At 71.9% G+C, this 13,770-nt stretch carries 11 protein-coding genes; 8 read left to right on the forward strand and 3 right to left on the reverse strand.

The window, feature by feature from the left end:
* Window positions 1-4 precede the first annotated feature (4 nt).
* Window positions 5-1,153 (reverse strand): ABC transporter substrate-binding protein, encoded by a 1,149-nt coding sequence (locus E1286_RS27040; protein WP_132616762.1) that lies wholly within the window; start codon window positions 1,151-1,153, stop codon window positions 5-7.
* Between the two features lie 86 nt (window positions 1,154-1,239).
* The gene (gene acnA, locus E1286_RS27045) at window positions 1,240-3,837 is read right to left on the reverse strand and encodes an aconitate hydratase AcnA (RefSeq protein ID WP_246075197.1); all 2,598 of its coding nucleotides are present in this window, start codon (window positions 3,835-3,837) and stop codon (window positions 1,240-1,242) included.
* Between the two features lie 77 nt (window positions 3,838-3,914).
* Between acnA and rocD the strand changes: the two genes are divergently transcribed.
* Window positions 3,915-5,138 carry an ornithine--oxo-acid transaminase gene (rocD, locus tag E1286_RS27050; RefSeq protein ID WP_132616766.1) on the forward strand — a complete coding sequence of 408 codons (1,224 nt, stop codon included), beginning with the start codon at window positions 3,915-3,917 and terminating at the stop codon, window positions 5,136-5,138.
* Window positions 5,139-5,141: 3 nt separating this feature from the next.
* On the opposite strand, the gene E1286_RS27055 is transcribed toward rocD, so the two are convergent.
* Window positions 5,142-6,041: a MurR/RpiR family transcriptional regulator gene (locus E1286_RS27055; protein WP_132616768.1), complete on the reverse strand. Its 900-nt coding sequence runs from the start codon at window positions 6,039-6,041 to the stop codon at window positions 5,142-5,144.
* Window positions 6,042-6,510: 469 nt separating this feature from the next.
* On the opposite strand from E1286_RS27055, the gene E1286_RS27060 reads away from it, so the two are divergent.
* From E1286_RS27060 to E1286_RS27090, 7 genes are all read left to right on the forward strand, one after another.
* Window positions 6,511-8,166 (forward strand): ABC transporter substrate-binding protein, encoded by a 1,656-nt coding sequence (locus E1286_RS27060; protein WP_165969933.1) that lies wholly within the window; start codon window positions 6,511-6,513, stop codon window positions 8,164-8,166.
* 2 nt (window positions 8,167-8,168) lie between these two features.
* Window positions 8,169-9,122, forward strand: coding sequence for an ABC transporter permease (locus E1286_RS27065; RefSeq protein ID WP_132616772.1), 954 nt, complete (start codon window positions 8,169-8,171; stop codon window positions 9,120-9,122).
* Entirely contained in the window at window positions 9,119-9,982 is an 864-nt protein-coding gene (locus E1286_RS27070; protein WP_246075199.1) for an ABC transporter permease, read from the forward strand. The genes E1286_RS27065 and E1286_RS27070 overlap by 4 nt, the downstream gene beginning before the upstream one ends.
* Window positions 9,983-9,987: 5 nt before the next feature.
* A complete protein-coding gene (locus E1286_RS27075) occupies window positions 9,988-10,797 on the forward strand; it encodes an ABC transporter ATP-binding protein (RefSeq protein ID WP_132616774.1) in 810 nt (269 codons plus the stop codon).
* Window positions 10,794-11,627, forward strand: coding sequence for an ABC transporter ATP-binding protein (locus E1286_RS27080; RefSeq protein ID WP_132616776.1), 834 nt, complete (start codon window positions 10,794-10,796; stop codon window positions 11,625-11,627). The genes E1286_RS27075 and E1286_RS27080 overlap by 4 nt, the downstream gene beginning before the upstream one ends.
* Window positions 11,628-11,676: 49 nt before the next feature.
* Window positions 11,677-12,732, forward strand: a complete 1,056-nt coding sequence (locus E1286_RS27085; RefSeq protein WP_132616778.1) for an isocitrate/isopropylmalate dehydrogenase family protein — start codon at window positions 11,677-11,679, stop codon at window positions 12,730-12,732.
* Window positions 12,733-12,753: 21 nt separating this feature from the next.
* Window positions 12,754-13,770, forward strand: a 1,017-nt coding sequence (locus E1286_RS27090; protein ID WP_132616780.1) for an aldehyde dehydrogenase family protein, incomplete at its 3' end; no start/stop codon positions are given.

Raw genomic sequence — 13,770 nt, forward strand, 5'->3', positions numbered from 1 at the left:
GACGTCATCCGTGGAGCAGGCCGTCGAACCTGGCGCGGAACTTGTCGACGTCCGCGTCGGACAGCGTCTCGAAGGGCACGATCACCAGCGCGTCCCGACCGAGCCGCTGGACGAGGTCCTGGTATGTGGGCAGGCCGGGCGCGCCCTTGACACCGTCGCGGAAGGCGGTCAGGCCGCCCTCCGCCACCGCGCGCTGCCCCTCGGCCGACAGCACGAAGTCCAGGAACAACCTGGCCGTGTTCGGGTGCGGCGCCTTGTTGACGATGCCCACCCCGCGCCCGATCAGCAGGGTGCCGTCGTCGGGCAGGACGAACTTCAGCAGGCCGCCGCTCTTCTCCTCCTGGCCGTAGCCGACCGCGCTGCTGATCAGGAAGCCGGCCACGTACTCGCCGGCGAGGATCTTCTCGATCTGGGTGCCCGAGGAGGTCTCCGCGCGCGAGAGGGGCAGCAGTTTCTCGAAGGTGCTCCAGGCGTTCGGGTTCTTCGGGTTCGACTCCGTCCACGCCCGCGCCACGGTGAAGCCGAACGCGGTCGCCGCGTCCCTGACGACGACCTTCCCGTCGAGCTCGCCCGGATGCTCGGCGGCGTAGTCGGCGAGGTCGCCGAGGCCGGACAGCTCCTGGCCGACCAAGGCGGTGTTGTAGGCCAGGCCCATGGGGTCGAGCGACATCGCGTACACGTGGGGCAGCAGCTCGGCGAACTCAGGCAGCTCGCCGGCCTCCGGCGACTCGTACGGGTCGAGGGAGTCCTCGCGCCCGGCGAAGTCGGCCCATCCCTGGGTCGAGCTGGCGACGAGCAGGTCGGTCTGCACGGAGTCGGTGGCCAGCTGGCTGAGCAGTTGCTGGTAGATCTCCTCGCCGCTCTCCTTGGCCAGGATCGAGGTGACCCACGGGTACTTCTTCTGGAAGTCGCGGAAGATCGGCGCCCAGTTCTCCTTGGCCGTGCCCGAGGAGATCACGAGCTCGCCGCCCTCGGCCTTCGACCCCTCGATGATCTTCTGGTAATCGGCCGGGTAGTAGTCGGGGACCTTGCCCACGGCTATCGGGTTCGGCGGGGCCGCCGGCGCCTCGCTCCCGCAGGCGGCGGAGGTGATCACCATCGCGACCGCCGCCACCGCGCCCATCCATCGCGACCATCGAGTTCGTTCGGACATCTTCACGCCTTAGTGACTCGCCGGGGGTTTGTTGGATGCGGCGAAGCTACAGGCTATAACCTATAGCCGTCAACGGTATACAGCATTCACTTGGCCTGGAGCCGGCGGAGGACCAGGCGCGTGATGCCGCCGTGGCGGTAGATCTCGCGCTCGCGATCCGTGTCGAGGCGGACGACCGCGCCGAACTCCTTGCCGTCCGCCCGTACCGTCACGGTCGTCGCTGCGGCCGGGCTCTCGATGTCGAACACCTCGTGGCCGGTCAGGCCCAGGCTCCGCGCGTTCTCCCCCGGCAGGTACTGCAGCGGCAGCACGCCCATCCCGATCAGGTTCGAGCGGTGGATGCGCTCGAACGACTCGGCCAGGACGGCGCGTACGCCCAGCAACGCCGGCCCTTTCGCGGCCCAGTCGCGCGACGAGCCCGTGCCGTAGAGAGCGCCGCCGAGCACGACGAGCGGGGTGCCCGCCGCGCGGTAGGCCATGGCGGCGTCGTACACCGTCCGCACCAGGCCGCCCTCGGCGAAGCTCGCGGTGTAGCCGCCCTCCACCTCCGGCACCAGCAGGTTGCGCAGCCGCACGTTGGCGAAGGCGCCCCTGACCATCACCTCGTGGTCGCCGCGCCGCGAGGCGTAGGTGTTGAAGCCGGTTGGCGCGACGCCGCGTTCGCGCAGGTAGCGGCCCGCCGGGGAGTCCGCGGGGATCGCCCCGGCGGGCGAGAGGTGATCCGTGGTGGTCGAGTCCCCCAGCAGCACGAGGACCCGCGCCCCCTCGATGCCGGTCACCGGCTCCGGCTCGGGCGGCATCCCGTCGAAGAAGGGCGGGCGCCGCAGGTAGTCGCTGTCCGGATCCCAGCGGAACCGCTCGCCCTCCTGCTGCTCCAGGCTGTCCCAGCGGGCGTCGCCGGCGAAGACGTCGCGGTAGGCCGCGGTGAACATCTCCGGCGTGATCGCGCTCTCCATGACCCGTGCGACCTCCTCCGGATCGGGCCACACGTCGGCGAGTCGGACGGGGCTCCCGTCGGGGGCGTGGCCGAGCGGGTCGGACATCAGGTCGGTGTCCACGGTGCCGGCCAGCGCGTACGCGACGACCAGCGGCGGAGAGGCCAGGTAGTTCTGCCGGACGTCAGGATTGATGCGGCCCGCGAAGTTCCGGTTGCCGGAGAGCACCGCGGCCACCGTGACCCCGTCGTCGCGCGCCGCCTCCCGCACCTCCGCCACCAGCGGCCCCGAGGCGCCGATACAGGTCATGCAGCCGTACCCGGCCAGGTGGAACCCCAGCTCCTCCAGGTACGGCGTGAGCCCGGCCGCGTCGAGGTAGGAGGTCACCACCCGCGACCCCGGCGACAGGGTCGTCTTGACCCACCGCCTGCTGCGCAGCCCGCGCCGGACCGCGTTGCGGGCCAGCAGCGCGGCCGTGACCATCGCCGCGGGGTTGGAGGTGTTCGTGCAGGACGTGATCGCCGCGATGCCCACGACGCCGTGGCGCAGCCCGTTCGCCGGTGGCAGCTCCCCCGCCGCCTCCCGGAACCGCCGCCGGACCTGGGACAGCGGGACTCTGTCCTGGGGACGGTGCGGCCCGGCGACCGACGGCTCGACGGCGCCGAGGTCGATCTCCACCGTCTCCGTGTAGTCGGCCGTGTGCTCCGGCCGGTGCCACAACCGCTGGGCCTTCGCGTACGCCTCGACCAGCGCCGCATGCGCGGGCGGGCGGCCGGTGAAGCGCAGGTAGCGGATGGTCTCCTCGTCCACCGGGAAGTACGCGCACGTCGAGCCGAACTCCGGGCTCATGTTCGCGATGGTCGCCCGGTCGGGAAGCGACAGCGCCCGCACGCCCTCGCCGTGGAACTCCACGAACGTGCCGACGACCCCGTGCGCGCGCAGCACCTCGGTGATCGTCAGGACCAGGTCCGTCGCGGTGGCGCCCCGGCGAAGGGCGCCGGTGAGCCGGACGCCGACCACCGGCGGCAGCGGCATGTTGAGCGACTCGCCGAGCATCGCCGCCCCGGCCTCGATGCCGCCGATCCCCCAGCCCAGGACCCCGACGCCGTTGACCATCGTGGTGTGGGAGTCCGTACCGACGCACAGGTCGGGGTACGCCCAGCCCTCGTCGGCCACGACCACACGCGCGAGGTGCTCCAGGTTGATCTGGTGCATGATCCCCTTGCCGGGCGGGACGATGCGGACGTTGCGCAACGACGACTGCGCCCAGCGCAGGAACCGGTAGCGCTCGGCGTTGCGCTCGTACTCCAGCTCGGCGTTGCGCTCCAGCGCGCCGGGCGAGCCGAACACGTCGGCGATCACCGAGTGGTCGACCACGAGCTCGGCGGGGATCTGCGGGTTCACCGCCGCCGGGTCGCCGCCGATGGCGTGCATCGCGTCGCGCATGGCAGCGATGTCGGCGAAGGCCGGCACGCCGTTGGTGTCGTGGAGGAACACCCGCGACGGATGCACGTCGACCGTGGACGACCCGCCCGACCCCCACGCCAGCACCGCCTCGATCTGCCCCTGCGTCACCCGCTCGCCGTCCTCGTGGCGCAGCAGGTTCTCCAGCAGGAGGCGGATGGTGTACGGCATGCGCGGCGTGACGAGCCCGTCGATCCTGGCGACCCGGTGACGGGCCGGGCCCACGGACAGCTCGCCGAAGACGCCGAAGCTGTCGAGCCGGGCGGGCGATCTCAGTTCAGGCACGGGGCATCTCCTCATGATCGGCGCCCGATGAAGGTTATAACCTAGCTATCGCAAGGCAAGGTTATAACCTGTCCCGCATGACCCTCGTGTACGGCAACACCACCCCCGCCGACCTGATCGCGCTCGACGAACGATGGAGCGCGCACAACTACCACCCCCTGCCGGTCGTGATCGCCGAGGCCGAGGGGGCCTGGGTCACCGGCGTCGACGGCACGCGCTACCTCGACCTGCTGTCCGGCTACTCCGCCCTGAACTTCGGTCATCGGCACCCCGCGCTCGTGGCCGCCGCGGTCGAGCAGCTCGGCCGCGTCACCCTCACCTCGCGCGCGTTCCACCACGATCAGTTCGGCCTGTTCTGCCGGGAGCTCGCCGAGCTGACCGGCACCGAGATGGTGCTGCCGATGAACTCCGGCGCCGAAGCCGTCGAATCGGCCATCAAGGTCGCCCGCAAGTGGGCCTACCGCGTCAAGGGCGTCCCGGGCGGCACCGGCGAGATCGTGGTCGCCGCGTCGAACTTCCACGGCCGCACCACCACGATCGTCTCGTTCTCCACCGACGAGACCGCGCGGGCCGATTTCGGGCCGTTCACCCCGGGTTTCGTCGTGGTGCCGTACGGCGACGCCGGCGCGCTCGCGGCGGCCGTCAACGAGCGCACGGCGGCCGTGCTGCTGGAGCCGGTCCAGGGCGAGGCGGGCGTGATCGTGCCGCCGCCGGGCTATCTCGCCGAGGCGCGCAGGCTCTGCGACGAGGCGGGCGCGCTGCTGATCGCCGACGAGATCCAGTCGGGCCTCGCGCGCACGGGAGCCGTGCTGGCCCTCGACCACGAAGGCGTCCGGGCCGACCTCTACACGCTGGGCAAGGCGCTCGGCGGCGGCATCGTCCCGGTGTCGGCGGTGGCCGGCCGGGCCGACGTCCTGGGTGTGCTGCGGCCGGGCGAGCACGGCTCGACCTTCGGCGGCAACCCGCTGGCGTGCGCGGTCGGCCGGGCGGTCGTCCGGCTGCTGCGGAGCGGCGAGTACCAGGAGCGGGCCACCACGCTCGGCGCCCGCCTGCACGCCAGGCTCGCGACGCTGGTCGGCCACGGCGTCGAGGAGGTCCGCGGACGCGGGCTCTGGGCCGGCGTGGACCTGGCGCCGGGAGGGCTCGGCGGCCGGGAGGCGGCCGAGGCGCTCATGGCACGCGGGGTGCTGTGCAAGGAGACGCACGGCCGCACCCTGCGGATCGCCCCGCCGCTGGTGATCGGCGAGGCGGACCTCGACCGCGCGCTGGACGCGGTCGAGGACGTCGTCCGCCCGCGGTGACCGCTACTTCCGTGTGCGGCGGGTGGTGCGCCCGCGCGGCTCGGTCAGCGCCGTACGCAGCGAGTTGAGCAGCTCGGACGTGCTGGTGGCCCGGTCGCGGTCGCGTGTGGCCAGGCCCAGCACCAGGCAGTCGGTGAGCAGCAACGAGCTGAGCCCTTCACCGGTGTAGCCGGATCCCGAGTGCACGGCCGTCAGGGTGAGGGTCACCCGGTCGGCCAGCACCGGCAGCAGGGCGTCGGAGAACAGCAGCACCTGGGCGCCCACCGCCTGGGCGTGGTCGAGCAGGACGTAGACGTCGTTGAACAGCCGGCCGGGCACGTAGAGCACCATCACGTCGGACTTCTGCAGCCCGAGCAGGTCGTCGGCCAGCCGGAACCCGGTGCTGTTGATCAGCCGGGCCTGGCGGCCGAGGCGGCGCAGCCGCAGGGTCAGGTAGTGGGCGCACATCTCACTGGGGCCGAGGCCGAAGCTGACGATCTCGCGGGCTCCCATGAGCAGGTCGAGGGCCGCGACGAAGTCGTCCTCCGTGATCAGCCTGCGGGTCTCCAGCAGCCGCTCGGTGGCCTCGGCGAAGACGTGGTCCATCAACGACCCGGCCTCCGGGCCGGCCTTGTCGATGCGGCTGCGCAGCCGTGCCGACGGCCGGGTGCCGCCGATCGCCTGCCTGCCCGCCTCGCGCTTGAGCCCGGGCAGGCCCGAGTAGCCCAGCGCCTTGGCCGTGCGGATCACGGTGGCGTCACTGGTGCCCGTGGCGGCGCCGATCTCACCCGAGGTCGCGAAGATGATCTCGTGCGCGTGGTCGCGCAGATATTCGGCGACGCGCCGCTCCGCGGGAGGCAGTTCGTCCAGTTTGCTGGCGATCTGCTCGCGCAACGGGTTGTCTCCGGGCTGATTGCGGCTCACGGCAGGGGGTTGACTTTCTTCTCGTAATGACTAATCTCGCACCGTAGTTGCCACTACGAAACCCGTCAATCGTAGGCTCCGCTACAGCTTCGGCTACGGCGCGCGCCGTCTGGGGGTGGATGTCCCTACCAGAGTATGAGCTCACGACCGGTCGGCGCCGCCGGCCGGGATCCGCGCCCCCGGTCGCGTTCCACCGGGACCCCGTCCACGAACCATCCGCAGCCCATCCGCAGCCCATCCGCTGCTCGGTCCGGCCCGCGTGACCCGCGCCGCCGGGACCGTTCGCATGCCGCTGCGGCCCGCGACCCACGACAGCGGTGGCCACCTCTCCTCAGCGAAAACCCCCTTCCAGCCTGCTCTGCCGCGCCACGGCGACCCCTTGTAGTCACGACTACGACTGCACGCCATGGCGCTCGCACGAGGGCCGGGCGGTGACCCGTACTTCCCCCCTAGACCACTGGGAACCGTCATGACAAAGCAGCGACTTTCCCGCCGGCTCGCCGCCGGCACGGCCACATGCGCCACGTTCGCGCTGGTCGCCGGGTGCGGCGGCGCGGCCGTCTCGCCGTCCCAGGCCGCCCAGCAGGCCAAGCAGAACGTACGCCTGGTCGACAGCACGCCCGCCGCCACGGGCCCGCTCGACAAGGCCACCTGGTTCATGCCCAAGGAGCCGGCCACCCTCGACCTCGACAACGACGCCGCGGGCGCCACCACCGACACCGTCATGGGCAACGTCTGCGAACGCCTCGTCCAGGCGCAACCCGACCTGACCATCAAGCCCTGGCTCGCCGAGAAGTACGAGTGGAAGACGCCGGAGACGCTCGTCTTCACCATCCGCCAGGGCGTGCGCTTCCACAGCGGCAACGAGATGACCGCCGACGACGTGGTGTGGAGCATGAACCGGCACGCCGCCGACGGCGCCAACGAGTCCGACGAGTACGAGAACGTCAGCGAGGTCCGCAAGACCGGCCCCCACGAGGTGACGGTCACGATGAAGCAGGCCGACGCCGTGTTCCTGAAGGCGCTGGCCGGCACGGGCGGCGTCGTCCTCGAGCGCGAGGCCGTCGAGTCCCAGGGCGACGCCTTCGGCACGCCCCGCGGCGACGACGCGTGCACCGGGCCGCTGGAGCTGAAGGCGTGGGAGTCCGGGCGGCAGATCGTCCTGACCAAGGCCGCGGACTACTGGAACCAGGAGCGCGCCTCGAAGACCGGCGAGCTCACCATCCGGTGGGCGGACGACGACGCGGTGGTCAACTCGCTGCTCACCGGCGAGGCGGACGGCGCCTACCTGGAGAACATCGCCTCGGCGACCCGGCTGGCCGGCGGCCCGAACACGACCGTCAGCCAGGGCCCCGACACCCGGGTCTGGAACTCGATGGTGACCGAGCGCGGCGGGCTCACCGACGTACGGCTGCGCAAGGCGCTGGCGCTGGCGCTCGACCGGGACGGCGTCTCCCGGGCCGCGCTCGCCGGTCTGGGCGTGCCGGCCGCGGAGCCGGTGGGCCCCGGCGCGTGGGGGTACGAGGCCGGCACGTTCCGCGCGGCCTCGGAGAAGCTGGCGGCGAACGCGCCCGCCAAGCCCACCCCGCAGAGCATCGAGGCGGCCAAGAAGCTCGTCGCCGAGGTCGGCGCCACCCAGCAGATCGTGGTCGCCAGCGACGGCACCACCGGCCGCGACGTGATCGCCAACGCGATCGTGGACGCCGCGAAGAAGATCGGCCTCGACGCCCGCATCATCCAGATCCCGCCCCAGCAGTACGGCGACTACTACAGCGACGCGGAGTTCAGGAAGCAGGCCGACCTGTTCACCGACGACTACTTCATCTCGAAGAACGACCCGGTCGGCTTCTACAAGAACGGCGCCTCCGACTCGACCGTCCAGTGGGTGCTCAAGGACCCCGAGTACGACGCCCTCGTGGCCAAGGCCAAGGCCGAGCTGGACGACGCCAAGCGCGCCGACCTCGCCGTCGATCTGGCTCAGCGGTGGGCGGAGGCGATGCCGTGGCTGTCGGTCGTGCAGAGCCCGACCACCGTCGTCCTGGCCAGTGACGTGACCGGGGTTCCCGCCTCCGGCGCGTTCAGGAACTACCCGTGGGCTGCCGACCTCGGGGCGAAGGGCGAGTAGACATGGCGGCGCTCCTCCTGCGACGGCTCGGCGCCATGGTGCTCACCCTGGCCATCAGCTCGTTCGTCATCTTCGTGGCCATCTACGCGGCGCCGGGCGATCCGGTGACGTTCCTGATCGGCAACCCGGAGAACATCACGCCGGAGCGGATCGCGGCGGTGCGCGCGGAGTACCACCTCGACCAGCCGCTGTTCGTGCAGTACGCCCTGTGGGCGCAGGGCATCCTGCACGGCGACCTCGGCACGTCGTTCTACTACCAGCAGCCGGTCTCCGACCTGTTGTCGTCGCGGCTACCGGTGACGTTGACGCTCGTGGCCATGGCGACGGTGCTGTTCGTGGTCCTCGGCGTCTCACTGGGCGTCGCCTCGGCGCTGAGCAGGGGCGGCCGGGCCGACTCATGGATCACCGGCGGCACCACGTTCGTGAACTCCGTCCCGAACTTCGTGGTGGCGCTGGGCCTCGTGTCGGTGTTCGCGGTGCAGCTGCGCTGGTTCCCCGTGGCCGGCGAGGGCGCCGGTTTCGCCGGCCGGCTGCGGCACCTGACGCTGCCCGCGGTCGCGCTGGCGCTCGGGTCGCTGGCGCTCATCAGCCGGGTGACCAGGCAGACCATGGTCGAGCAGCAGACACTCGACCACGTCGAGGCGGCGCGCAGCTACGGGCTCGGCACCTGGGCGATCGTGACCCGGCACGTGCTGCGGAACTCGCTCGGCCCGGTCGTCACCATGTGCGGGCTGACCCTGGCCGGGATGCTCGCGGGGACCACGGTCATCGAGAGCGTCTTCGGCATCAGCGGGGTCGGCAACCTGCTGGTGGAGTCGATCAACACGCACGACTTCGCCGTGGTGCAGGCGATCCTGCTCTACATGGTGCTCGCGTACATGGTGGTCACCATGCTCGTGGACCTGATCTATCCGCTCCTCGACGCGCGCACCCTCGTAAGGAGTGAGCGATCGTGACGATCGACGACATCGGCGCGCGCACCGCCTCGGCACCGGTCGCCGACCGGCGCAGACGTTCCCCGTGGACGTTCCGGGCCTGCCTCGCGATCCTCGGCGTGGCCGTGGCCGCGGCGGTGTTCGCGCCGCTCGTCGCGCCGTACGCGCCCGACGCCACGGACTTCTCCGCCATCTGGGCGCCGCCCGGTCCCGCGCACTGGCTGGGCACCGACCAGCTGGGCCGCGACATCCTGTCGCGGGTGATCCACGGCGCGCGGCCCAGCCTGCTCGGGGCCATCGCGCTGCTCGCCTTCGCGACGGTGCTGGGCGTGCTCATCGGGGTCGTCGCCGCCTGGCGGCGCGGCTGGGTGGACACCGTGCTCGCCCGGATCACCGACGTCATGTTCGCCTTCCCCGGGCTGCTGTTCGTGGTGCTCATCATCGCGGTGTTCGACCGGGGGCCGGCGACCGCCGTCATCGGCATGGGGCTGGCGTTCGCGCCGCTGATCGCGAAGTTCACCCGGGCGATCGCGCTGGAGGAGCTGGCGCGGCCGTACGTCGACGCCTACCGCCTGCAGGGTGTCGGCGGCGTCCAGCTGATCGGCCGGTACCTGCTGCCCAACCTGATGCCGACCCTCGTCGGCTACCTCGTGGTGCTGTTCGGGGAAGGGCTGATGAGCCTGGCCTCGCTCAACTTCCTCGGGTTCGGGGCGCAGCCGCCCAGCTCCGAATGGGGCCTGATGGTGCAGGAGGGCCGTGCCGGCGTGATCCAGGGCGTCCTCGGGCCCGCCCTCGTCCCCGGGCTCACGATCGCGGTCGTCGTCGTCGCGACCAACGTCGTCGGGGTCCGCCTTTCCGACAAGCTCGCCGTGAGGACGTGACGCGCATGTTGCTGGCGATCGAAGACCTCCACCTGTCGGTGCCCTCCCCGGAAGGCTCCCGGCAGATCCTGCGGGGCGTCTCCCTCGACGTCTCCGAGGGAGAGACCGTGGGGCTGGTCGGCGAGTCCGGCTCCGGCAAGTCCACCACGGCGCGGGCGGCGCTGCGGCTGCTGCCCGAGCGCGCGTCGTTGTCGGGCGCGGTCTCGGTCTGCGGGCACGACGTGGCCGCGGGCGACCAGGCCGTGGTGCGGAAGGTCCGTTCCGAGCTGGCCGCCATGATCTTCCAGGAGCCGAGGGCCGTGCTCAATCCGGTGCGCCGCATCGGCAGCTCGGCCACCGAACGGCTCGTGCACGTCCACGGCGTCGCCAAGGACGAGGCGCGGCGGCGGATCGCCGCGCTGTTCGGCGAGGTGGGGCTGGACGACACCGACCGGCTGCTGCGGGCGTATCCGCACCAGCTGTCCGGCGGCATGCTGCAGCGCGTGGTGATCGCCGCGGCGCTGAGCACCGGTCCGCGCCTGCTGCTCGCGGACGAGGCGACCAGCGCGCTCGACGTGACCACACAGGCGGAGGTGCTGGCCCTGCTGCGGCGGCTGCAGCGGGAGCGGGAGATGGGCGTCCTGTTCATCACCCACGATCTGCAGCTCGCCGCCGCCTACTGCGACCGCGTGTACGTGATGAAGGACGGCGCCGTGGTGGAGCACCAGAAGGCCGGCACCATCTTCGTCAGCCCGTCGGACCCGTACACGAAGGCGCTGGCGGACGCCGTCCCGCGTCTTCCCCAGCGCGACGACACCATGGAGGCGTCCGCATGAGCGAGGCGGTGCGGGTCAGCGGGCTGACCAAGACATATCCGGCACGGCGCGGCGGCGCCCGCGTGGTCGCCGTCAAGGACGTGAGCTTCGAGCTGGCCAGGGGCGAGTCGCTCGGCCTGGTCGGCGAATCGGGCTCCGGCAAGACCACGCTCGCCCGCATGCTGGTGGGCCTCGCCCGCCCCGACACGGGCACGATCGTGATCGACGGCCGCACCCGGCAGGGGAAGGAACGCGGCAGGGCCGCGCGCCTGCGCAGGGCCAAGGAGGTCCAGATGGTCTTCCAGGACCCGTACGGTTCGCTGGACCGGCGGCTGAGCGTCGAGGCTGCGCTGCGCGACGTGTTGCGCCGGCACCTGCCCGACCCGGCCAAGGAGACGGTACGGGCGCGGATCTCCGAGCTGATGGGCCACGTCGGCCTCTCCGGCAAGCATCTCGGCTCGCGGCCCCACGAGCTCAGCGGCGGGCAGCGGCAGCGGGTCGCCATCGCCAAGGCGCTCGCGGTGGATCCCGCGGTGCTGGTGCTGGACGAGGCGGTGTCCGCGCTGGACGTCTCCGTCCAGGCGCAGATCCTCGCCCTGCTCAACCGGATCCGCGCCGAGACCGGCGTGAGCCTCGTGTTCGTCACGCACGACCTGGCCGTGGTCAACGAGGTGACCGGTCAGATCCTGGTGATGTACAAGGGCGAGGCCGTCGAGCGCGGCGCCACCGCCGAGGTGCTGCGCCGGCCCCGGCATCCCTACACCGACATGCTGCTGTCGTCCGCGCCGGGGCCGAACTGGCAGCCCGAGCGCGTCGCCGAGCTCCGGGCCGCCTTCGCGGGCGCGCCGTGACGCTCCCGGTGACGCGCGCAGCGACGCTCCCAGCGACCAAGGAGATTTCATGAAAGTGCTCGTACTGCCCGGCGACGGCATCGGCCCGGAGATCGTCACCGCGACCCTGGAGGTGCTGGACGCGACCGGTCTCGGGTTGGAGGTCGAGGTCGCCGACATCGGGTTCGCCGGCCTGGCGCGGGAGGGCACGACGCTGCCGCAGCCGGTGCTGGACCGGGTCCCCGAGGTGGACGGCGTGATCCTGGGCCCGGTGTCGCACTACGAATACCCGCCGCGCGAGGAGGGCGGGCTCAACCCCTCCGCCGAACTGCGCATCCGGTTCGAGCTGTTCGCGAACATCCGCCCGTGCCGGTCGAGACCGGACCTCAGCGTGCTGCGCGCCCCGATGGACCTGGTCATCGTCCGGGAGAACACCGAAGGCTTCTACTCCGACCGCAACATGTACGCGGGCAGCGGCGAGTTCATGCCGGACGCCGGCAGCGCGTTCAGCATCAGGAAGATCACCGCGCGGGGCTGCGAACGCGTGGCCCGCGCGGCGTTCGAGCTCGCCCGCGGGCGCCGCGGCAAGGTGACGGCGGTCCACAAGGCCAACGTGCTCAAGCTCTCCGACGGGCTCTTCCTGCGCGTGGTCCGCGAGGTCGCCGCGGAGTTCCCCGACGTCGAGCTGGAGGAGCTGATCGTGGACGCCGCCGCGGCCGCGCTCATCCGGCGGCCGGACACGTTCGACGTGATCGTGACCACCAACATGTTCGGCGACATCCTGTCCGACGAGGCGGCGGAGCTGTCGGGCAGCCTCGGCCTCGGCGGCTCGCTCAACGCCGGGCACGAGGTCGCGGTGGCCCAGGCGCAGCACGGCTCCGCGCCCGACATCGCGGGCAAGGGCGTGGCCAATCCCACCTCGCTCATCCTGTCCGCGGCGATGCTGCTCGACTGGCGAGGCCGCCGCGACGGGAACGACGACCTGATCGCGGCGGCGGCCGGCATCGAGTCGGCCGTGGAACGCGTGCTCGACCAGCCGGCGACCCGCACCCCCGACCTCGGCGGGAACCTCGGCACCGCCCAGTTCGCCGCTCACGTGGCGGCTCGGCTGCGCCGCGAGAGCTGACCCCCTTTCGAAAGGAAACCCTTGCCCTCCTCCCTCAACCCCGCGACCGGCGAGCCCATCGCCGACTACGATCCGCATCCACCCGAACACACGGAGGCCGTCCTGAGTGCCGCCGTGGCGGCCCAGCGCGACTGGCGCGCGACCCCCGTCGCCCGGCGGCTCCCCCTGCTGAGCGCCATCGCCCGCGAACTGCGGGCCGACGCCGACCGTTTCGCCCGGCTGATCACGCAGGAGATGGGCAAGCCGATCACGGAGGCACGGGCGGAGATCGAGAAGTCGGCCTGGACGCTCGACCACTACGCCGGGCACGCCGAGCGTTACCTCGCCCCCGAGCCCGTCGCGTCCGGCGCTACGGAGAGCACGGTCGTCCTCGAACCGCTCGGCGTGCTGCTGGCCGTCATGCCGTGGAACTATCCGTTCTGGCAGTTCTTCCGCTTCCTCGCGCCCGCGCTGGCGGCGGGCAACGGCGCGGTGCTCAAGCACGCGAGCAACGTGCCGGCCTGCGCGCTGGCGCTCGAAGAGCTCGTACGGCGGGCCGGCGCCCCGCCCGGGCTCTGTTCCACGCTGCTCACCGAGCCCGCCGCGGTCGCCGATCTCATCGCCGACGACCGGATCGCGGCCGTCACCCTCACCGGCTCCACCGAGGTCGGCGCGCTGGTGGCCGCGCAGGCCGGCGCGCACCTGAAGAAGCACGTCCTGGAGCTGGGCGGCTCGGACCCGTTCGTCGTGCTCGCCGACGCCGACCTGGACGAGGCCGCGACGGCGGCCGTGCGGTCGCGGTTCAACACCGTCGGCCAGAGCTGCGTCAACGCCAAACGCCTCATCGTGGACGAGAGGGTCGCCGGCGCCTTCGTGGAGCTGGTCGCCGAGAAGACCGGCGCGCTGATCATGGGCGACCCCATGGACGAGGCCACCCAGATCGGGCCGCTCGCCCGGGCGGACCTCCGCGACACCCTGCACGACCAGGTACGCCGCACCGTGGCGGCCGGGGCGAGCCTCCTGCTGGGCGGCGACCCGGTCCCCGGCCCCGGCTTCTTC

Origin of the sequence: Nonomuraea terrae, from assembly GCF_004348995.1 — a bacterium.
Taxonomy (GTDB): domain Bacteria; phylum Actinomycetota; class Actinomycetes; order Streptosporangiales; family Streptosporangiaceae; genus Nonomuraea; species Nonomuraea terrae.

Coding starts and splice junctions, on each gene's coding strand:
- E1286_RS27060 (WP_165969933.1), top strand. CDS start 6,511: ATGACAAAGCAGCGACTTTCCCGCCGGCTCGCCGCCGGCACGGCCACA.
- E1286_RS27065 (WP_132616772.1), top strand. CDS start 8,169: ATGGCGGCGCTCCTCCTGCGACGGCTCGGCGCCATGGTGCTCACCCTG.
- rocD (WP_132616766.1), top strand. CDS start 3,915: ATGACCCTCGTGTACGGCAACACCACCCCCGCCGACCTGATCGCGCTC.
- E1286_RS27080 (WP_132616776.1), top strand. CDS start 10,794: ATGAGCGAGGCGGTGCGGGTCAGCGGGCTGACCAAGACATATCCGGCA.
- E1286_RS27075 (WP_132616774.1), top strand. CDS start 9,988: ATGTTGCTGGCGATCGAAGACCTCCACCTGTCGGTGCCCTCCCCGGAA.
- E1286_RS27040 (WP_132616762.1), bottom strand. CDS start 1,153: ATGTCCGAACGAACTCGATGGTCGCGATGGATGGGCGCGGTGGCGGCG.
- E1286_RS27085 (WP_132616778.1), top strand. CDS start 11,677: ATGAAAGTGCTCGTACTGCCCGGCGACGGCATCGGCCCGGAGATCGTC.